The organism is Siccirubricoccus soli, from assembly GCF_024178315.1.
Taxonomy (GTDB): Bacteria; Pseudomonadota; Alphaproteobacteria; order Acetobacterales; family Acetobacteraceae; genus Siccirubricoccus; species Siccirubricoccus soli.
This window is the reverse complement of record NZ_JAMZIK010000028.1, coordinates 1-18,642: the sequence shown is the minus strand read 5'-3', so window position 1 is coordinate 18,642 and position 18,642 is coordinate 1. Positions and strand designations below refer to the sequence as shown.

The 18,642-nt window shown below is 71.6% G+C and carries 16 protein-coding genes; 14 read left to right on the top strand and 2 right to left on the bottom strand.

Annotated elements, in window-relative coordinates; genetic code table 11:
• The first annotated feature begins 157 nt into the window (after window positions 1-157).
• The gene (locus NJ376_RS04850) at window positions 158-1,219 is read left to right on the top strand and encodes an AbrB family transcriptional regulator (RefSeq protein ID WP_252952102.1); all 1,062 of its coding nucleotides are present in this window, start codon (window positions 158-160) and stop codon (window positions 1,217-1,219) included.
• A 405-nt stretch (window positions 1,220-1,624) separates the two neighbouring features.
• Window positions 1,625-2,920, top strand: a complete 1,296-nt coding sequence (locus NJ376_RS04845) for an amidase (RefSeq protein WP_252952101.1) — start codon at window positions 1,625-1,627, stop codon at window positions 2,918-2,920.
• A gap of 76 nt (window positions 2,921-2,996) precedes the next feature.
• Here NJ376_RS04845 and NJ376_RS04840 read toward each other — a convergent pair whose 3' ends face one another.
• Entirely contained in the window at window positions 2,997-4,052 is a 1,056-nt protein-coding gene (locus NJ376_RS04840; protein ID WP_252952100.1) for a class I SAM-dependent methyltransferase, read from the bottom strand.
• A gap of 373 nt (window positions 4,053-4,425) precedes the next feature.
• Here NJ376_RS04840 and NJ376_RS04835 point away from each other — a divergent pair, with 373 nt between their 5' ends.
• From NJ376_RS04835 to NJ376_RS04800, 8 genes are all read left to right on the top strand, one after another.
• Window positions 4,426-5,205 carry an ABC transporter ATP-binding protein gene (locus NJ376_RS04835; RefSeq protein ID WP_252952099.1) on the top strand — a complete coding sequence of 260 codons (780 nt, stop codon included), beginning with the start codon at window positions 4,426-4,428 and terminating at the stop codon, window positions 5,203-5,205.
• Window positions 5,202-6,026 carry an ABC transporter permease gene (locus NJ376_RS04830; protein ID WP_252952098.1) on the top strand — a complete coding sequence of 275 codons (825 nt, stop codon included), beginning with the start codon at window positions 5,202-5,204 and terminating at the stop codon, window positions 6,024-6,026. Before NJ376_RS04835 ends, NJ376_RS04830 begins: the two co-directional genes overlap by 4 nt.
• A 61-nt stretch (window positions 6,027-6,087) precedes the next feature.
• Window positions 6,088-6,381 (top strand): hypothetical protein, encoded by a 294-nt coding sequence (locus tag NJ376_RS04825; RefSeq protein WP_252952097.1) that lies wholly within the window; start codon window positions 6,088-6,090, stop codon window positions 6,379-6,381.
• A 425-nt stretch (window positions 6,382-6,806) separates the two neighbouring features.
• Window positions 6,807-8,288, top strand: a complete 1,482-nt coding sequence (locus NJ376_RS04820; RefSeq protein ID WP_252952096.1) for a UbiA family prenyltransferase — start codon at window positions 6,807-6,809, stop codon at window positions 8,286-8,288.
• Window positions 8,289-8,624: 336 nt separating this feature from the next.
• The gene (locus NJ376_RS04815; protein WP_252952095.1) at window positions 8,625-9,992 is read left to right on the top strand and encodes an FAD-binding oxidoreductase; all 1,368 of its coding nucleotides are present in this window, start codon (window positions 8,625-8,627) and stop codon (window positions 9,990-9,992) included.
• Between the two features lie 5 nt (window positions 9,993-9,997).
• Window positions 9,998-10,741 carry an SDR family NAD(P)-dependent oxidoreductase gene (locus NJ376_RS04810; RefSeq protein WP_252952094.1) on the top strand — a complete coding sequence of 248 codons (744 nt, stop codon included), beginning with the start codon at window positions 9,998-10,000 and terminating at the stop codon, window positions 10,739-10,741.
• A 147-nt stretch (window positions 10,742-10,888) separates the two neighbouring features.
• Window positions 10,889-11,428 (top strand): carboxymuconolactone decarboxylase family protein, encoded by a 540-nt coding sequence (locus tag NJ376_RS04805; RefSeq protein ID WP_252952093.1) that lies wholly within the window; start codon window positions 10,889-10,891, stop codon window positions 11,426-11,428.
• Window positions 11,429-11,565: 137 nt separating this feature from the next.
• Entirely contained in the window at window positions 11,566-12,120 is a 555-nt protein-coding gene (locus NJ376_RS04800) for an HdeD family acid-resistance protein (protein WP_252952092.1), read from the top strand.
• Window positions 12,121-12,266: 146 nt separating this feature from the next.
• Here the strand turns inward: NJ376_RS04800 and NJ376_RS04795 are convergent, their stop codons facing one another.
• Window positions 12,267-12,626, bottom strand: a complete 360-nt coding sequence (locus NJ376_RS04795; RefSeq protein WP_252952091.1) for a hypothetical protein — start codon at window positions 12,624-12,626, stop codon at window positions 12,267-12,269.
• Window positions 12,627-12,698: 72 nt separating this feature from the next.
• Between NJ376_RS04795 and NJ376_RS04790 the strand changes: the two genes are divergently transcribed.
• The 4 genes from NJ376_RS04790 to NJ376_RS04775 all read left to right on the top strand — a co-directional run.
• Window positions 12,699-13,658, top strand: a complete 960-nt coding sequence (locus NJ376_RS04790) for an ArsR/SmtB family transcription factor (RefSeq protein WP_252952090.1) — start codon at window positions 12,699-12,701, stop codon at window positions 13,656-13,658.
• Between the two features lie 47 nt (window positions 13,659-13,705).
• Window positions 13,706-17,200 (top strand): methionine synthase, encoded by a 3,495-nt coding sequence (gene metH, locus NJ376_RS04785; protein WP_252952089.1) that lies wholly within the window; start codon window positions 13,706-13,708, stop codon window positions 17,198-17,200.
• A 147-nt stretch (window positions 17,201-17,347) separates the two neighbouring features.
• Window positions 17,348-18,250 carry a cation diffusion facilitator family transporter gene (locus tag NJ376_RS04780; protein ID WP_252952161.1) on the top strand — a complete coding sequence of 301 codons (903 nt, stop codon included), beginning with the start codon at window positions 17,348-17,350 and terminating at the stop codon, window positions 18,248-18,250.
• Window positions 18,247-18,642 (top strand): hypothetical protein (locus NJ376_RS04775; protein WP_252952088.1); only part of this gene is annotated, 396 nt, incomplete at its 3' end. The genes NJ376_RS04780 and NJ376_RS04775, both read left to right, overlap by 4 nt.

Here is an 18,642-nt window from a genome sequence, read left to right as displayed (position 1 = left end):
AGCGGAGCGGCGGCCTCGGCGTCTCCCCGGCAGGGCCGTACCGCTCCGGCAGGTAAGTCGGGCGGGCCCGATTGCGCCGGCGCCGCGGGCGGGGGGCTTTACCCTACCCCGGGACTGGTTCCAGGATCTGTCCCGCCTCCATTTCGGGTAGGTGCGTTTGTCCTCTTTTCCCTATCCGGTGCGGCTGCTGCTCGGCGCCGGCATCGGCGCCCTGGGCGGCACTCTCTTCGCCACGCTGCATCTGCCGCTGCCCTGGCTGATCGGCGCCCTGGTGGCCGTGGCCGGCGCGCGGCTCGCGGGGGTGCCGGCCGAAGCGTCGCGTACCGCCCGCAATTGCGCCATGGCGGTGGTCGGGCTGGCGCTCGGCCTCTACTTCACCCCGGCGACCACCGCGGTCATGCTCGCCAACCTCCCGCTGCTGGTAGTGGCGGCGCTGGCGACGCTGATGGTGGGCGGGGCGCTCGCCCTGGTGCTGGCGCGACTCGGGCGGGTGGACATGGCCACTGCCTGGTTCGCCTCCATCCCCGGCGGCGCGGCGGATATGGCGATGCTGGCGGAGGGCTATGGTGGGCGGCCGGCGCCGGTGGCCGTCGCCCAGCTCTTCCGGGTCTGCGGCGTCGTCATCCTGATGCCGAACATCATGGCGGCGCTCGGCCTGCATGGCGACCATCCGGCCATCGCGGCCAGCCTGCCCTTCAGCCTGCCGGGCTTCGCCCTGCTGTATCTCATCGGCGCCCTGGCCGCGATCGGCGTCACCCGGCTGGGGCTGAAGGTGGGTTGGCTGCTGGGGCCGCTCGCGGCCGGGGCGCTGATCACCGCCTCCGGCCATGTGCTGTCCGGCGTGCCTACCTGGCTTTCGGCCGGCGCCCAGGTGTTGCTGGGCTGCCAGCTCGGCAGTGCCTTCAACCGGGATGTGTTTCGGCGGGTGCGGCGCTTCGTGCCAGCGGCGCTGCTGCATGTGCTGCTGCTGATGGCGGTCTGCGCCCTGGTGGCGCTGCTGCTGGCCGTTCTGGTGGGCAAGCCGCCGGGGGCGCTGCTGCTCGGCACCGCGCCGGGGGGCGTGGCGGAGATGAGCCTGACCGCCAAGACCCTTGGCCTCGACGTGGCGCTGGTGGTCAGCCTGCATGTCATCCGGATCTTCCTGGTGGCGCTGCTGACGCCGCCGGTCTTCCGCCTGCTGCTCCACCGGCCCGGGGAGGCGCCGGCGGCGGGAGATTGATCCGCTCGCCGGAGGTCGCGGCGCCAGAGCGGCACCGCTGACCATGCCGGCGTGGCGCCGCTCCGGCCCCTCATCCGGCGCATTATCCGCCCGGCCTGGGAATGCCCGCGGTCGGGGCTCTGGAGCCATGCCGCAACGGTCGCCCTGCACAGCCTGCCACGGCATGCTGCCCGCGCCGTGGAAGCGGCGGCCGGCTGGCGCGAGAGACGGCTCGCCCTTATGGGCCGGCTCATGGGTTCCAAGGGCCTTTCGGCCCTTGGCAGGGGGGCGAGGGGGGCGGCGCCTCCCCTCGTGACAGGAGCGGGCCAGGGCGGAGCCCCGCCGCATGGCGGAACTGCCTCGCCTGACCGCCGAATTCGAGGAACCGCCACCGTTTCCGGGCGCGCGGCTGAGGAGCAAGACTGGATGGAACCCTGGCAACTCACCGCCACGGCGGCGCGCGCGAAGCTGCAGGAGGGCCGCCTGACCGTGGAGGCGCTGGTGCGGTCGTGCCTGGAGCGCATTGCCGAGCGCGAGCCCGTGGTGAAGGCCTGGACCTGGTTGGACCCGGTCCAGGCCGTCGCCCGCGCACGGGAGGCGGACAAGGCAGATATTCGCGGCGTGCTGCACGGGTTGCCGATCGGCGTGAAGGACATGATCGAGACCGCCGACATGCCCACCACCTACAATTCCCCGATCTATCAGGGGCTGCGCCAGGGGCGGGACGCCGCCTGTGTCGGCATCGCGCGCGGCGAGGGGGCGGTGATCCTCGGCAAGACCGATACGGTGGAGTTCGCCGCCGCCGGTCGCCGGGCGATGACGCGCAACCCGCATGACCCGGCGCGGACGCCGGGCGGCTCCTCCTCCGGCTCCGCCGCCGCCGTGGCGGATGGCATGGTGCCGCTGGCCTTCGGCACCCAGACCGGCGGCAGCACCATCCGCCCGGGCAGCTTCTGCGGCATCTACGCGATGAAGCCGACCCATGGCGTGGTGAACACGGAAGGCGCCAAGCGCTACGCGCACACGCTGGACACCATCGGCTGGTATGGCCGCTGCCCCGCCGATCTGCGGCTGTTGGCGGAGGCCTTCCGGCTGTTCGACCTCGACAGACCCCTGGGCAGGGAGGCGAGGCAGCTGCGCATCGCGCTCTGCCGCGGGCCGAACTGGCACCTGGCGGCGCCGGAGGCGCAGGCGGCGCTGCTGCTGGCCGGCCGGCGGCTGGAGCAGGCCGGCGCGGCGGTGGAGGAGCTGCAGCTGCCGCAGCCCTTCGAGGGGGTAACGGAAGCCCATCGGGTGGTGCTGGCAGGCGAGGGGCGCGGCGCCTTCCTGCAGGAATACCTGGCGGATTACGCCCGGCTGCATGCGGATTTCCGCGACCGCGTGGAGAATTTCGCCGGCATCACCGGGGCGCAGCAGGCCGCGGCCTATGATCTGGCGGCGGAGTGCCGGAAGCTGTTCGATGCGCTCTTCCCCCGCTTCGACGCGGTGCTGACGCCGGCGGCGCCGGGCGAGGCGCCGCTCGGCCGGCAGGATACCGGGAACCCGGTCTTCAACAGCATGTGGACGCTGCTGCACGTGCCCTGCTTGGGCATCCCTTGCAGCAAGGGGCCGAACGGCATGCCGGTGGGGGTGCAGATCGTCGGGCCGCGCTTCGGCGATGCGGCGCTGCTGGATGTGGCGGCGCTGGTGGCGCCGGTGATCGATCCCGGCTTGGCAGGGTAGGGCAGGCTTGGCCCGGCCGGCGGAACCGCCTTGCGGCGCCGCCGGCCGGGTGGCCTCCTGACCGGCGCCATCCGCGTCAGGCGCGCGCTTCCAGCACCATGTTGAACGGCGTCTCGGCCGCCCGGCGGATCGAGCCGAACCCGCCGGCGGCGATGACCTCGCGCAGCTTCGCTTCGCCCGCCTGCGCCCCGAGCGCGGCGCCCACCTCCTGGGAGAGCGAGGTCGGGACACAGATCATGGTGGAGCCTGCATAGTAGAGCCGCCCGACCGGGTTGAGGTTGTCCTCCAGCCGGTCCCCAGCCATCGGCTCCACGATCATCCAGGTGCCGCCCGGCTTCAGCATGCGCTTCACCTGCGTCGCGGCGCCGCGCGGGTCGCCCATGTCGTGCAGGCAGTCGAAGAAGGTCACCAGGTCGAAGCCGCCATCGGGGATCTCCTTGGCCGTCCCGACCTCGAAGCGGGTATTCGCCTCCACGCCATGCTCGCGCGCATGCGCCCTGGCGTCCTGGATCGACGCCTCATGGTAGTCGTAGCCAGTGAAGTGGCTGTTCGGGAACGCCTTGGCCATGATCACCGTGGACCAGCCGCAGCCGCAACCGACATCGGCCACGCTCGAGCCCTGCTGCAGCCTTGCCACCACGCCATCCAGCGCCGGCAGCCAGTCCTGCACCAGGTGGTTCTGGTAGCCGGGCCGGAAGAAGCGGGCCGTCGCGCAGAACATGCATTGCAGGCTGCCCCAGGGCACGCCGCCGCCGGTGCGGAACGCGTCCTCGATCTGCTCCTGGTTCTTCTGCATCGCTGCCATCAGGTCGAAGGCGCCCAGCATGTTCACCGGGCTGTCCTCCACGGCGAAGACCATCGCCTGCTCGGGCGGCAGCGCGAAGCGCCCGCTCTCGGCCTCGTAGGCGAGATAGCCGGAGGCCAGGTTGAAGGAGAGCCATTCGCGCAGATAGCGCTCATGCAGACGGGTCCGGGCCGACAATTCCGCCGCGGTCATCGGCCCGTGCTCGTGCAGTGCCTTGTACAGGCCCAGCGTGTCGCCGATGCGCACCATCGGCACGCTGGCCGCCCCGCCGAGATCCCCCAGCATCTTGCCGACGAGCGTGTTCAGCCGCTCTGTATCGACTTTCATGTCATCCTCCCTGTCGTGGATGCAAGCGGATACTGCGCCGATTGCGGATGGGCTGTCATCCAGGTAGTAAATGCTGAAAATCTAATGCTGGGACTACTTACGGTTCTGCCGCATTCGGTGGAAAGCACTTTCGGCTCATCTTTGTTTCGCGGGGCGGCCCCTGGCACGCCACCCGCCTTGTGCCGGGTCGGGACGGCGCCACATCCGGCGTCGAGGGCAGGGAGGAGAGGCGCCGCCCCTCTCGCGCTCTCCTGGCCGAGGCGAGAGGTCTTTGGGAACCGCAAGGCTGCGCCCGGGGGTTGAATCGCGAAACTGCCGTATCGACGTGCCGCCACTTCTCGGGCAGCGTTGCCCCGCTGGTCTGAGGGGGCAGATGGATCAAGGGGATTCCGCCAGGGCGCTGGTGACGCTGGCTGGCGTCGCCAAGCGCTACGCGACGGGCACGCTCGCGCTCCGCGACGTCTCGCTCGCCATCGGTGAAGGCGGGTTCCTGGCTTTGCTCGGCCCCTCCGGCTGCGGCAAATCCACCCTGCTGCGGATGATCGCGGGCCTCGTCGCCCCGAGCCAGGGCGACATCTCCTGGCCCGGCGGCGCGGCCGCTTCCCGCGACATCGGCTTCGTCTTTCAGGAGCCGACGCTGATGCCCTGGGCCACCGCCCTGGCGAATGTCGCCCTGCCGCTGGAACTGGCCGGCATGCCGCGGCGGGAGGCCGAGGCGCGCGCCGCTGCCATGCTGGCACGCGTCGAGCTGAAGGGCTTCGAGAAGGCCTATCCGCGCGCCCTCTCGGGCGGCATGCGCATGCGCGTCTCCATCGCCCGCGCCCTGGTGACCAGGCCGCGCCTGCTGCTGATGGACGAGCCCTTCGCCGCCCTCGATGAGATCACCCGCTTCCGGCTGAACAACGACCTGCTCGATCTCTGGCAGGAGGAGCGCTTCACTGTGGTCTTCGTCACCCATTCGGTGTTCGAGAGCGTCTACCTCGCCCAGCGCATCGCCGTGATGGCAGCCCGGCCGGGGCGCATCACCGCCGAGCTGCCGATCGGGGCGCCCTATCCGCGCGGCGAGGTCTTCCGCACCTCCGCCGCCTATGCCGCGCAGTGCCGGGAGGTGTCGCTGGCGCTGGAAGCCGCCATGGCGGCGCGCGCGGCATGATGGAGGAGGCGCCGACGCGCCTCGGCCTGACGGTGGAGGGCTGGACGCGGCTGCTGGCGCCGCTGCTGATCGGGGTGGCGGTGCTCGGGCTGTGGGAAGGTATCGTCCGCTGGAAGGGCATCCCGCCCTATGTCCTGCCCGGCCCGGTGCTGATCGCCGAGACGCTGGTGAAGGACTGGGGGCCGCTCAGCGCCTCCCTGCTCGTGACCCTGAAGGTCACCGCGCTCGCCCTGCTGATCGCCGCCACGCTCGGCCTGGCGCTGGCGGTGCTGTTCGCCCAGTCGCGGGTGGTGGAGCTGTCGCTGTTTCCCTACGCCGTCATCCTGCAGGTGACGCCGATCGTCGCCATCGCGCCGCTCATCATCATCTGGGTGGATGACATCACGCTCTCCCTGTTGATCTGCGCCTGGATCGTCGCCTTCTTCCCCATCCTGTCGAATACCACGGTCGGGCTGAACAGCACGGACCACAACCTGCTGGACCTGTTCCGCCTCTATCGCGCCAGCCGCTGGCAGGTGCTGTGGCGGCTGCGGCTGCCGACGGCGATGCCCTTCTTCCTGGCGGGGCTGCGCATTTCCGGCGGGCTGGCGCTGATCGGCGCCATCGTGGCGGAATTCGTGGCGGGGACGGGAGGGAGTGCCTCGGGCCTCGCCTACCGGATCCTGGAAGCCGGATTCCAGTTGCAGATTCCGCGCATGTTCGCGGCGCTGGTGCTGGTCTCGGCGACGGGCATCGCGATCTTCCTGGCGCTCAGCCTGGCCTCCCACCTGCTGCTGCGGCGCTGGCACGAAAGCGCCATGGGGCGGGGGGAACGGCGGTGAGCCTGCCGCGCCGCGAAGCACCGGCTTGATCCGCCCGGGCCGGCCGGCGCAGGCTGGGTGCATGGATGCCGCCAGCCTCCGACGCAGCGCCGCCGTCGATGCCGCCCCGCCTCCCGGCCTCAGCCCCGCCCTGCAGGCGCTGTGGTGGGACGCCAAGGGCGACTGGCATGCCGCGCACCAGGCCGCCCAGGCGGGCGAGGATGCCGACAGCGCCTGGGTGCATGCCCTGCTGCACCGGCGGGAGGGCGACCTGGCGAATGCCGATTACTGGTATCGTCGCGCCGGCCGTTGCCGCCCGGCCGAGCCGCTGGAGGCGGAATGGGCCACCATCGCGGCCGCGCTGCTGGGCGGCTAGAGCATGCCGCGTTCGCTTGCGCTCACGCAGTATGCTCCGGGCCGTTGTTTTGCGGGCATCTTCACGCGTTCAGATGAGGCCATCTGAACGCGATCTGCTCTGGGGCAATCCCAGATCGGACGGATGGCCGGCCCGGGCCGCGAGCCTCATGGCGGCTCATCGCCGGGCCGATGGATTGTGCCGTGAGGTCTTGGGCCGGCAGGCTGCCCAGCGGGCGACCGGGCGGCGTCCGGTGATCCGGTGAGTCCCGCATCGGTTGGGCCTGACGCCCCCCATGAAGCCTCGAGGTGCCACTTCCCAGCCGGGCCCGGCGAACCCGAAGCCTTCTGCCGCGCTGCACCTATCCGCCGAGGCTCGCGCTGGCCCGGCTTGGCCAGGCTCCGGCCTCGCCGCCCTTGGCGCATGGCAGGAGGAATGCCGGACGCATGATGGACCAGCAGCTGTCGACCAGACGGGCCCGGGGCGGCGCCGCGCAGCCCGACTTGGCCGGCCCGCTCCCCCTCGCAGTGGATCTGGACGGCACGCTGCTCGCCACCGATACGCTGCATGAGGGGCTGGTGGCGGCGCTGCTGCGCCAGCCCTGGGCCCTGCCGGGCATCCTGGCCGTCCTGCCGCGCGGCCGCGCCGCCTTCAAGCGGGAGGTCAGCCGCATCGCCCCCTGCCAGGCGGGCAGCCTGCCGCTGCGCTGGGGCTTCCTCGAATGGCTGCGCAGCCAGCGGGCGGCGGGGCGGGAGCTGCACCTCGTCACCGCCGCGGACCAGAGCGTGGCGGATGCCGTGGCGCAGCAGCTCGGCCTCTTCGCCAGCGCCACGGGCAGCGATGGCGGCCGCAACCTCGCCGGGATCCACAAGGCTGAATTCCTGCGCAAGCGTTTCCCAGGTGGTTTCGCCTATGCCGGGGACAGCCGGCACGACGTTCCGGTCTTCGCCGCGGCGCAGGAGGTGGTGCTGGTGGCGGCGCCGGCGGATGTCGTCGCCGCGGCGCGGCACCTGCACCCGGAGCCGCTGGCGGAATTCCCCCGCGAAACGGCGGGGCCCGGCACCTGGCTGCGGGCGATGCGGCTGCATCAATGGTCGAAGAACGCGCTGCTGCTGGTGCCGCTGCTGCTGGCGCATCGTTTCACCGACCTGGATGCCGTGCTGGCCTGCCTGGCCGGCATGCTGGCGCTCGGCCTCATCGCCTCTGGCACCTACCTGCTGAACGATCTGGCGGATTTGGCCTCCGACCGGGCGCACCGCCAGAAGCGGGCGCGGCCGATCGCCGCCGGGCGCATCCGGCCCCTGCATGCGCTGGCGGGGGCGGTGCTGCTGCTGCTGCTCGGGCTGGGGGGTGCGGCGCTGCTGGGCCTCTCCGTGCTGCTGGGCGGCCTGGCCTACATCGCCGTGTCGCTGGCCTATTCGGCGCGGCTGAAGCGGGTGCCGCTGCTGGATACGCTGATCATCGCCGGGCTGTTCACCCTGCGTCTGGCGCTGGGCGTGGAACTCGCGGCGGTGCCCTATTCGCCCTGGCTGATGGGGTTCGCCGGCTTCTTCTTCCTCTCCCTCGCGCTCGCCAAGCGGCATGGGGAGCTGGTGGAGGCGCGGGACGGCCCGCCCGGCACGCTCACCCGGCGGGGCTGGGAGCCGGGTGACTGGCCGCTGACCCTGGCCTTCGGCGCCGCCTCGGCCATGGCCGCCTTGCAGATCATGCTGCTCTATGTGGCGGATGAGGTGCAGCCTTCGCTGCTCTATGCGCGGCCGGGACTGCTCTATGTGGCGCCGCCGCTGCTGGCGGTGTGGCTGGCGCGCATTTGGCTGCTGGCGCATCGCAAGGAGCTGCGGGAGGACCCGGTGGTCTTCGCCCTGCGCGACCCCTGGAGCTGGCTGCTGGGGGCGGCGATCGCAGGGGCCCTGCTGCTGGCGCTGTAGCCGGCTCCGGGCCTTGTGAAGAGGCGCCCGCATGCGCTTCGGGCAGCGCTGAGGGCGACCATCCGCAAGGGTCATGGGCCTGCCGGAGTGCCGGGCCCCTCGCAGGCGGAGGGTGCTGCGCCGCCGGCTCAACCTTGACGCGGCAATGGGAGCATGGCTGGGGCTCGGGGCGCGCCCGCCCGGGGGCGCCATCGGCACGGGACAAGCACATATGCGCGTCGGCGGAACAATATCTGCCCGCACGCGTCCTTGGGGAAGGCGAGAGGGGTGGGGGGCATTGATGGCTGGGGATGCGGTGCGTTGGGGCGGGTGGCCGGGGCAGGGGCTGGGTTGAGCATGGCGGCCGAAACGAACGCCGCCAGCCCGGCTGTCCGGCCGGAGCTGTGGAAGGCGCTCACCTTGCAGAGCTGGGGGCGCGCCATGCCGGGCCCCTGCCTCGCCGCCCGGCCGGAGCGGCTGCGCGATCTGCAGGCCGCCCTGGCCGCGCCCGAAGGCCGCGCTTTGCTGCCCCGTGGCGCCGGCCGCTCCTATGGCGATGCCTGCCTCAACCCCGGCGGCGCCGTGGTGCTGACCGAGCGGCTGAACCGGCTGCTGGCCTTCGACCCCGCCAGCGGGTTGCTGCTGGCCGAGCCCGGCGTGACCTTCGCCGAGCTGCTGCGGGTCTTCCTGCCGCGCGGCTACCTGGCGCCGGCCTCGCCCGGCACCGCCTTCGTCACCCTGGGCGGGGCCGTGGCGCATGATGTGCACGGCAAGAACCAGCACCTGGCCGGCAGCATCGGCGAGCATATCGCCTGGTTCGACCTGCTGCTGGCGGATGGCAGCACCCGCCGCGTCTCGCCGGAGAGCGACCCGGCCCTGTTCCAGGCCACCATCGGCGGGCTCGGCCTCACTGGCATCCTGAGCGCCATCTGCCTGCGGCTGGCTCCGGTGCCCTCCAACGCCCTGCTGGTCCGGCGCCAGCGCATGCCGGATCTCGACGCCTTCCTGGCGGGCTTCGAGGCGCAGGCCGCCGCCGCCTATGCCGTGGGCTGGATCGATGCCCTGGCAAAAGGCGCCGCGCTCGGCCGCGGGGTGCTCGAAGTGGCGGAGCCGAGCCCGGAGGGCCTGCCGGACCGCCCGCCGAAGCCCCGGCGCCTGCCCTTCGACCTGCCGGGCCTCGCGCTGAACCGCCTCAGCATTTCCGCCTTCAACGAGCTCTACTGGCGCCGCGCGCCCCTCATCCCACAGGAGGAGCGTGTCGCCTATGAGCGCTTCCTCTACCCGCTGGATGCGATCCTCGACTGGAACCGCCTCTATGGCCGCGGCGGCTTCCACCAATTCCAATGCGTGCTGCCCTTCCGGGAGGGCGAGCCGGCGCTGCGCCGCCTGCTGGAGACCGTCGCGGCGGGGGGCAACGCTTCCTTCCTCGCCGTGCTGAAGGCGATGGGGCGGGAGGGGATCGGCATGCTCTCCTTCGCCCGGCCAGGCTATTCCCTGGCGCTGGACATCCCGGCCCGCCCCGGCAGCGCCGCGCTCTTCGCCGCGCTGGAGCGCATCACGGTGGAGGCGGGCGGCCGGATCTACCTGGCCAAGGATAGCTGGCTCTCGCCCCAGGGCTTCGCCGCCATGTATCCGCAGGCGCCGGATTTCCAGGCGGTGCGCGCGCGGGTGGACCCGGATGGCGCCTTCTCCTCCGGCCTGTCGCGCCGGCTCGGCCTCGGGTGAGCGGCATGGCGGACGAGACCTGGCTGATCCTCGGCGCCTCCTCGGCGCTCGCCCGGGCCTTCGCGCAGGAGGCCGCCGCCCATGGCGCCGACCTGCTGCTGGCGGGGCGCGACATGCCCGACCTGGAGGCGCTGGCCGCCGACCTGCAATTGCGGCATGGCGTGGCGGCGACGCCGCTCTCCTGGGATGCCGCCGACCTCGCGGCCCAGCCCGGCTTCGCCGCCGCCTGCGCCGAGCGGGTGCCGGGAGTGCTGAACCTGTTCCTCGCCGCCGGTGCCATGCCGGAGCAGGCGGCGGCGGAGGCCGAGCCCTCGCTCGCCGGCGCCATGTGGGCCGTGAACGTCACCGGCCCGGCTGCGCTGCTCGGCGCCTTCGCGCCCATCCTGGCGGCGCGGAAGGCGGGGCGGGTGGTGGCGCTGGGCTCCGTCGCCGGGGACCGGGGGCGGCGGCGCAACCACCTCTACGGCGCCAGCAAGGCAGCGCTCGCCACCTTCCTGCAGGGCTATGCGGCGCGGCTCGCCGCGTCCGGGGTGGAGGTGCTCTGCGTGAAGGCCGGGCCGGCGGATACCGCCATGACCTGGGCGCTGCCGAAGCTGCCCTTCATGGCCCAACCCGCCGCCATGGCACGCGCCATCTGGCGCCGGGCGGGGAAGGGCGGGGGCGAGGCCTATGTGCCGCTGATCTGGTGGCCGGTGATGACCCTCATCCGCCTGCTGCCACGCCGCATCTTCAACCGGCTGGATTTCTGATCGCCGAGGGTCGCCTGGAAGACGGGGAGCGTTGCCGTCCCACGCGCAGCCAGGGCGAGGCCGTGGCAGCGCAACAGGCGGCGCTACGCCATGGCGCTCTGCGGCGGCGGGTGCGAGGCTGGGCGGACATTGCGAGGAGGAGTCCGCATGGCCCGCGTCCGCGACATCCCGCCCGAGGAACTGCCGCCCGATCTTGCCGCCATCTATCGCCGCTTCGCCGGCGAATACGGGCCCTTCGCCAACCAGGTGGCCGTCATCGCCCATGTGCCGGCGGCGCTGCGCCACCTGATGCCCATGCTGATGGAGCTGCGCGAGGCAAAGAGCTTGTCCAAGCGCCATCTGGAACTGGCGATCGTCACCGTCTCCCTGCTCAATGCCTGCCATTACTGCGTCGCCCATCACGCCCCCTTCCTGGAAGTGGAGGGGGTGAGCCGGGAGGGCGCCCAGCGCCTGCTGGACTACGCCACCCATCCCGAGCTGGATGATCTCGACAAGCTGGTGGTGGAATACGCCATCGCCGCCTGGGAGCGCTCCAACCGCATCCCGGAGGCGCTCTTCGCCCGGCTGCGGGTGCATTTCTCCGAGGCGCAGATCGTCGAGCTGACGCTGCGCATCACCCTTTGCGGCTTCTTCAACCGCTTCAACGATGCGCTGCGGATCGAGGAGGAGGTCGCGGTGCCGGGCTGAGCACCGCGGCGCGACCCTGCGCTGCATCAAGGCCACGGGGGAAGCGGCAGGGGCAGGATGTCGCCATCCCGGTTCGGGCCGAGGGAACTTCCCGACCCCTCGCCGCCGTTAACCGGGGGCAGCGCGAAGGAGGTCCCATGTCCACCACGAGCTTTCCCCATGTTCCCGAGCATCTGGAGGAGGCGCTGACGCATCGCTGGTGGGCGGTGGCCCTGCGCGGCGTCTGCGCCATCCTCTTCGGCGCCCTGGCGCTGCTGGCGCCGGGAGCGGTGCTGCTGTCCCTGGCGCTGTTCTTCGGCGGCTGGCTGCTGGTGGACGGGGTGCTGGGCCTGGTGGCCGCGGCGCGCGGCACCGGCCGGCGCGGGTTGCTGATCGCCGAGGCGGTGCTGACCATCGCCATGGGCGTGCTGGCGATCGCCTTCCCGGTGGGGGCGGTGCTGGGCTTCGTGCTGGTGACCGCGGCCTGGGCGCTGCTGACCGGCGGGTTGATGATCGCCGCCGCCTGGAGGATGCGCCGGCCCGGCCGGGGCTGGCTGGCGGCGGGTGGCGTGGTCTCGGTGATCTGGGGCGTGCTTCTGGCCATGGCGCCGCTGCTGGGGGCGGTGGTGCTGACCTGGTGGGCGGCGGGCTATGCCATCGCCTTCGGTGCGGCGCTGCTGGTGGCGGCGTTCCGGCTGCGCGCGAAGGCGTAGCGCTGGGGGCTTTGCCCCCAGCCCCCGACAGGGGCTCTGCCCGTTGGCGGCGGTGCCGCCGACCCCCGCCGGACCAGGACCTGACCCCGGTCCCCGGTGTGAGTTGGTGGGCTGAACCGAGCCCGGGCCGGGGCAGGGCCTTTGCGCTATCCAGCCCGGAAGCGCGCCGCCGTCAGCGCATCCAGCGCCAGCGCGGCGCGCACCGCCGCCTGGGACGGCTCATCCGGCACCCAGGCCACCACCCGCTCGAACCACCCCACCCGGCCCCGCACCCGGGCCTGGAACAGCCGGTCCAGCGCCACCGCGGCGGGGGAGCGCCCCTGGCAGCAGGCGCAGGCCAGGCTATGAGAGGCCTCCGGGGCGAAGCTTTCTACCGCCAGGGCGCCATCGCCGGGGCAGGGGGCGGAGGCCAGCAGCGCCACCTTGCCGCCCGCCAGTGCCGCGCCCAGCCCTGCTGGGTCGGCCACCAGCGCCACCGGGATCCGCGCATCCATGGCCCAGGCCATCCTGCTCTCCTGTCGCATTCGGGAAGCGTCTTATCCTAGACATAAGCATGTCTTTATGTGATAAGCAGCCCCATGGATGAATTGCTGGCGCAACTCCGCGCCGCTGCCGAACCCACACGCCTCCGCCTGCTGGCCCTCTGCGCCCGCGGGGCCTTCTGCGTGTCCGATCTCTGCACCGTGCTCGGCCAGTCCCAGCCGCGCCTTTCCCGGCACCTGAAGCTGCTGGTGGAGGCCGGGCTGCTGGAGCGGGTGCCGGAAGGGGCCAATGCCTATTTCCAGCTTCCCCCCGGCCCGGGGGCGGAGCTGGTGCGGCTGCTGCTCGCCCGCCTGCCGGAGGATGACGCGCTGCTGGCCGCGGACCGCCGCGCCGCGGTGCGGCTGGCCGCCGAGCGGGCCCGCGCCGCCTCCGAGGCCTTCCGCCGCGACGGCGCCGATTGGGACGAGATCCGCGCCCTCGGCCTGCCGGCCGAGGCGATCGAACAGGCCTTCCTGAAGCTGCTGCCGCCCGCCATTCCGCGCTTCCTCGATATCGGCACCGGCACCGGCCGGCTGCTGGAGCTGGTGGCGGACCGGGCGCGGCAGGCGGTGGGCGTCGATGCCAGTCGGGACATGCTGGCCCTGGCCCGCGCCCGCCTGGCGGAGCGCGGCCTGGCCGGCCACTGCACCGTGCGCCAGGCCGACATGTACCGCCTGCCCCTGCCGGATGGCAGCTTCGACGTCGTCGCCCTGCAGATGGTGCTGCACTACGCCGAGGACCCGGCCGCCGCCCTGGCCGAGGCGGCGCGCGTGCTGCGGCCGGAGGGGCTGCTGATCGTCACCGACCTCGCCGCGCATGACCGGGCGGAGCTGCTGACCGCCCAGGCGCATCGCTGGCCGGGCTTCGACGATGCGGAGCTGGCCGGCTGGTGCGGCGCCGCCGGCTGCGCCGCGCTCCCGTCCATCACTCTTGAGGGCCCGCTTGCCGTCCGGCTCTGGCCAGCCCGGCGGCTGCCCGGACTCGTCGCCGCTGCTCCGGCTGCGCTGACCTTTTGATGCCGCGCCCGCGGCGCACACCCTGCTGACCCGGAAGACCCTGCCAGATGCCCCGTCCCCATTTGCTGGATGCGCTTCGTGACCGCGTGCTGCTCTGCGATGGCGGCATGGGCAGCCGGGTGCAGGCGCTGACCCTCGACATCGACAAGGATTACTGGGGCAAGGAGAACTGCACCGAGGTGCTGAACCTCTCCCGCCCCGACCTCGTGCGGGAGATCCATCGCGGCTACTACGAGGCCGGCGCCGACATGGTGCTGACCAACAGCTTCGGTGGGTCCCCGGTCACTCTCGGGGAGTTCGAGCTGCAGGCGCGGGCCTTCGAGATCAACAGGCTGGCGGCGGAGTTGGCGCGCGAGGCGGCCGAGACCTTCAGCGATGGCCGAGACCGCTGGGTGATCGGCGATATTGGACCCGGTACCAAGCTGCCGAGCCTCGGCCATATCGACTACGACACGCTGCAGGCGGCGCTGGAGGAGCAGTGCCGCGGGCTGATCGCCGGCGGCGTGGATGCGCTGCTGACCGAGACCAATCAGGACACGCTCTTCATCAAGGCGGCGGTGAATGCCGCCAAGGCGGCGCTGCAGCGGGCAGGCAAGCAGCTTCCCATCCTGGTGCAGGTGACGGTGGAGACCACCGGCACCCTGCTGGTCGGCCCCGACATCGCAGCCGCGGCCACCGTGACCCATGCCCTCGACGTGCCGCTGATGGGTCTCAACTGCGCCACTGGCCCGCAGGAGATGGCGGAGCATGTGCGCTGGCTCAGCCAGAACTGGCCGGGCTTCATCAGCGTGCAGCCCAATGCCGGCCTGCCGGAGCTGGTGGACGGCAAGACCCACTACCCCCTCCGCCCGGAGGAAATGGCGAGCTGGATGGAGCGCTTCGTCCGCGAGGATGGCGTGAACCTGATCGGCGGCTGCTGCGGCACCTCCACTCCGCATATCGCGGCGCTGGACGCGATGCTGCGGAAATTCGATGCCTGGCGGCCGGCGCCCGTGGCGCGGAAATCCTACTGGGTGCCCTCCGTCGCCTCCCTTTATGGTGCCGTCGCGCTGCGGCAGGAGAATGCCTACTTCTCCATCGGCGAGCGCTGCAACGCCAATGGCAGCAAGGCCTGGCGGGAGCGGCAGGCGGCGCATGACTGGGATGGCTGCGTCGCCATGGGGCGCGAGCAGGTGGGGGAGGGGTCGAACAGCCTCGACATCTGCACCGCCTTCGTCGGCCGCGACGAAATGGCCGAGATGAACGAGGTGGTGCGCCGCTTCACCAGCAGCGTGAACGCGCCGCTGGTGATCGACTCCACCGAGACGCCCGTGATCGAGGCCGCCCTCAAGCTGCATGGCGGCAAGCCCATCATCAACTCGATCAATTTCGAGGATGGCGAGCAGGCGGCGCGTGACCGCCTGGTGCTGGCGAAGAAATTCGGCGCCGCGGTCATCGCGCTGACCATCGATGAGGTGGGCATGGCGAAGACCGCGGAGGACAAGCTCCGCATCGCCCGCCGTCTGGTCGAGTTCGCCTGCGTGAAGCACGGCTTGCCGCAGAGCGACCTGATGATCGACCCGCTGACCTTCACCATCGCCACCGGCAATGAGGATGACCGGAAGCTCGGCCTCTGGACGCTGGAAGGCATCCGGATGATCCGGGAGGAATTCCCGGACATCCAGATCATCCTCGGCCTCTCCAACATCTCCTTCGGCCTGAACCCCGCGGCGCGGCACGTGCTGAACAGCGTCTTCCTGGATCACGCCGTGAAGGTCGGCATGACCGGCGCGATCGTGCATGTCTCGAAGATCAAGCCGCTGCACCTGATCCCGGAGGAGGAGGTGAGGGTCGCCGAGGACCTGATCTTCGACCGTCGTTCGGAGGGCTACGACCCGCTGCAGCGGATGCTGGAGCTCTTCGCCGGCCGCAAGGCCGCCGATGCGGCGGCCAAGAAGAAGGCCGAGACAGTGGAGGAGCGGCTGCGCGACCGCATCGTGGACGGCGACCGCAAGGGGCTGAACGAGGAGCTGCAGGACGCGCTGGACCGCGGCATCGCCCCGCTCGCCATCATCAACGACATCCTGCTGGACGGGATGAAGGTGGTGGGCGAGCTGTTCGGCGCCGGCAAGATGCAGCTTCCCTTCGTGCTGCAATCCGCCGAGACGATGAAGGCGGCCGTCGCCTATCTCGAGCCCTTCATGGAGAAGGTCGAGGGGCAGGAGAAGGGCACCATTGTCCTCGCCACGGTGAAGGGCGATGTGCACGACATCGGCAAGAACCTGGTCGACATCATCCTGACCAACAATGGCTACAAGGTGGTCAATCTCGGCATCAAGGTGCCGGTCGCCGAGATGATCGCGGCGGCGAAGGAGCACCGGGCGCATGCGATTGGCATGAGTGGGTTGCTGGTGAAGTCCACCGTGGTGATGCGCGAGAATCTGGAGGAGATGAGCCGCATCGGCATGGAGGTGCCGGTGCTGCTGGGCGGCGCGGCGCTGACGCGCAACTACGTGGAGGATGATTGCGTCCGCGCCTATGCCAGCGGCCGCGTCGCCTATGCGCGGGACGCCTTCGACGGGCTGCACCTGATGGACAAGGTGACGGGCAACGGCTTCGACGACTACCTGGCGGCGGTGCAGGCGAAGCGGCAGGGCAAGTCCCGCAACGAGAGCCGCACCCTGGGCCAGGCCGATCCGCGCGGCTTCGCGCCGGTCGAGCTCGGCTATGCCGCCGCCCGTCGCCGCCGCCTGACGGAGCAGGAGCCCGTGCCGGTGCCGCCCTTCTGGGGCGCGCGGGTCATCGAGGCGGCGCCGAAGGCCATCATCCCCTTCATCAACGAGCGCAGCCTCTACCAATTCCAGTGGGGCTTCCGGAAGCAGGGCCGCTCGCTGGAGGATTTCCTCGGCTGGGCGAAGCAGGAGCTGCGGCCGGTGCTGAAGCGCATGCTGGCGCTGACCGAGGAGCAGCAGATCCTGCGGCCCCAGGCGATCTACGGCTACTGGAAGTGCGCCGGCCAGGGCAATGACCTGATCCTCTTCGAGGAGGATGGCGAGACCGAGGCCTGCCGCTTCACCCTGCCGCGCCAGCCGAAGCAGGATGGCGAATGCATCGCCGATTTCGTCCGCGATATCGGCGATGGCCCGGCCGCCCGCGACGTCATCGGGCTGCAGGTCGTCACCGTCGGCCAGAAGGCCAGCGACATGGCGCGGGAATGGTTCGAGGGCAACCGCTACCAGGACTATCTCTACCTGCATGGGCTGTCGGTGGAGATGGCCGAAGCCATGGCGGAATATGTCCACAAGCGCATCCGTGCGGAGTGGGGCTTCGCCGCGGCGGATGACCGCGACATGGACCGCATGCTGCAGCAGGGCTATCGCGGCGGCCGCTACTCCTTCGGCTACCCCGCCTGCCCGCGGCTGGAGGATCAGGTGCCGCTGCTCAAGCTGCTGGGCGCCGAGCGCATCGGCGTCTCCATCAGCGACGAGTGGCAGCTCCACCCGGAGCAATCCACCAGCGCCATCGTCCTCCACCACCCGAAGGCCAAGTACTTCTCGGTCTGAGGGGAGCGGCGCCGCCGGGCGCCGCCCGAACCCACGGTTTCCAGGGTCTTTCGGCCTTGTGAGAGGGGCGAGGGGGCAACGCCCCCCTTGCCCCCACCCCCTGCCGCAAGGCATGAACCCCAGGCCGCTGCCCCCGGAGCCGCTGCCCTGCTCGCCGCTTCCCTCAACCGCACTTTCCGCGTTGCCATCGGCAGCCTGGGCATTGCCCTGGCCGTGCTGGCGCTGAAGTTCGGCGCCTGGTGGCTGACCGGCAGCGTCGCGCTCTTCGCCGATGCGCTGGAGAGCGTGGTGAACGTCGCCGCCGCCCTGGCGGCGCTGCTGGCGGTGCGGCTGGCTGCCGTGCCGCCCGATGCCAACCACCCCTACGGCCACACCAAGGCGGAATACATTTCCGCCGTGCTGGAAGGGGTACTGATCGTCGTCGCCGCCCTGGTCATCCTGCACGAGGCCTGGGCGGTCTTCCTTGCCCCGCGGGTGCCGCAGCATGCGCCGCTGGGGCTCGCCGTTTCGGCCGTCGCCACCTTGCTGAATTTCCTCTGGGCCAGGATGCTGTTCCGGGAGGGGCGGAAGGGCCGCTCGCCCGCCCTGCTGGCGGATGGCAAGCATCTGATGGCGGATGTCGTCACCTCCATCGGCGTGCTGCTGGGCGTGGCGGGGGTGGCGCTCACCGGCCAGCTCTGGCTGGACCCGCTGCTGGCGGCGGTGACGGCGCTGAACATCCTCTGGTCCGGCGGGCGGCTGGTGCGGGACTCCGTCAGCGGGCTGATGGACGAGGCGGTGGATGCGGAGCTGCTCGGCCGCATCCGCGCCGCCGTCTCCGCCCATGCGGCGGGCGCCATCGAGGCGCATGATTTGCGCACGCGGCATGCCGGCCGGCTGATCTTCATCCAGTTCCACCTGGTGGTGCCGGGCGGGATGACGGTGGATGCGGCGCATGAGATCTGCGACCGGGTCGAGGCCGCGCTGAAATCGGAGATCGAGGGCGCGATCATCACCATCCATGTCGAGCCCGAGGGCAAGGCGAAGCATCACGGGGTGCTGGTGCTGTGAACGGGCTGGCGGCGTCCGGTTCGCGCCCGGCGCTGCCCTCCGGCCAGGGCCGCGTTGCCGTCTGGGCGCCGGCGCTCTCTTTCGCCCTGCATGCGGCAGCGCTGGCGGCCCTGCTGCTCTGGCTGGACCGCACCCTGCCCCCGGCGCCGGAGGAGGCGGCGCTTGCCATGGTGTTCGAGCCGGCGGCCGAGGATGCGCTGGCGGCGCCGGAGGAGGGGATGACGCCGGAGGCCCCGCCGCCTCCCGCCGAGGTCGCCGCGCCGCCCGCCCCGCCGGAGGCCGCGCCGCCGCCCCCGCCGCCCAGCCAAGCCGCACCGCCGCCGGTGCCGGAGCCCCCGTCGCCCCGGATGGCGGCGCTGCCGCCGCCGCCCGAGGCGGCGCCCGCACCGCCC

Coding starts and splice junctions, on each gene's coding strand:
- metH (WP_252952089.1), top strand. CDS start 13,706: ATGCCCCGTCCCCATTTGCTGGATGCGCTTCGTGACCGCGTGCTGCTC.
- NJ376_RS04795 (WP_252952091.1), bottom strand. CDS start 12,626: ATGGCCTGGGCCATGGATGCGCGGATCCCGGTGGCGCTGGTGGCCGAC.
- NJ376_RS04825 (WP_252952097.1), top strand. CDS start 6,088: ATGGATGCCGCCAGCCTCCGACGCAGCGCCGCCGTCGATGCCGCCCCG.
- NJ376_RS04805 (WP_252952093.1), top strand. CDS start 10,889: ATGGCCCGCGTCCGCGACATCCCGCCCGAGGAACTGCCGCCCGATCTT.
- NJ376_RS04830 (WP_252952098.1), top strand. CDS start 5,202: ATGATGGAGGAGGCGCCGACGCGCCTCGGCCTGACGGTGGAGGGCTGG.
- NJ376_RS04820 (WP_252952096.1), top strand. CDS start 6,807: ATGATGGACCAGCAGCTGTCGACCAGACGGGCCCGGGGCGGCGCCGCG.
- NJ376_RS04800 (WP_252952092.1), top strand. CDS start 11,566: ATGTCCACCACGAGCTTTCCCCATGTTCCCGAGCATCTGGAGGAGGCG.
- NJ376_RS04840 (WP_252952100.1), bottom strand. CDS start 4,052: ATGAAAGTCGATACAGAGCGGCTGAACACGCTCGTCGGCAAGATGCTG.
- NJ376_RS04845 (WP_252952101.1), top strand. CDS start 1,625: ATGGAACCCTGGCAACTCACCGCCACGGCGGCGCGCGCGAAGCTGCAG.
- NJ376_RS04815 (WP_252952095.1), top strand. CDS start 8,625: ATGGCGGCCGAAACGAACGCCGCCAGCCCGGCTGTCCGGCCGGAGCTG.
- NJ376_RS04790 (WP_252952090.1), top strand. CDS start 12,699: ATGGATGAATTGCTGGCGCAACTCCGCGCCGCTGCCGAACCCACACGC.
- NJ376_RS04810 (WP_252952094.1), top strand. CDS start 9,998: ATGGCGGACGAGACCTGGCTGATCCTCGGCGCCTCCTCGGCGCTCGCC.
- NJ376_RS04835 (WP_252952099.1), top strand. CDS start 4,426: ATGGATCAAGGGGATTCCGCCAGGGCGCTGGTGACGCTGGCTGGCGTC.